The organism is Cellulomonas sp. P4_A2 (genome assembly GCF_056402515.1).
In genome coordinates this window covers 1-557 of the sequence record NZ_JBFUHG010000063.1, presented here as the reverse complement: position 1 = coordinate 557, position 557 = coordinate 1, and the positions used below count along the sequence as shown (strand labels likewise).

The 557-nt window shown below is 70.4% G+C and carries 1 protein-coding gene; it reads left to right on the top strand.

Annotated elements, in window-relative coordinates; genetic code table 11:
- Window positions 1-557, top strand: a 557-nt coding sequence (locus tag AC1DUE_RS20085) for a hypothetical protein (RefSeq protein WP_477041174.1), incomplete at both ends; no start/stop codon positions are given.

Below are 557 nucleotides of genomic sequence, written 5' to 3'. Positions count from 1 at the left end.
TCCCCGTACGGTGCGTCGGCTGGGCCGGTCTTCGACGCGCCCGCCCCGCCCGCACTGTCCGAGCCGGTCCTGACCGATGCGCTGACCAAGGCCGCGGTTATAAAGCCGGGCGAGAGCATCAAGATCCTGTCGGCCCCGGCCTGGGGCGAGGACGGCACCGCGACCACGGTGTTCGATCTCCCGGTCACGGTCACCGCGTTCAAGCAGAAGGCCGAGGCGTTCGCCGGAGCGTTGGGCCGCGATCTGTCGATGATCGACATCACCAAGGCCGGTGCCGCGTCCCGCGCGTCGGTGTGGATGTCGGACGCGGACCCGTTCGCCGACGCTCGTCCCAGCCCGCTGATGGACCACCGCGGACCGGTCGATGCGTGGAAGGACGGCATCCCGGTGGCCTGGGCCAAGCGCGGCAACGCGATCGCCCTGCCCATCAAGAACTCCAGCTTCGTCATCGCGGGCATGACCCGGTCGGGCAAGGGCGTCGGCGCCGCGAACCTCGTGGCCGGCGCGGCGATGGACATCCGGATCAACCTCCGGATCGTGGCGGGCAAGTCCAACGG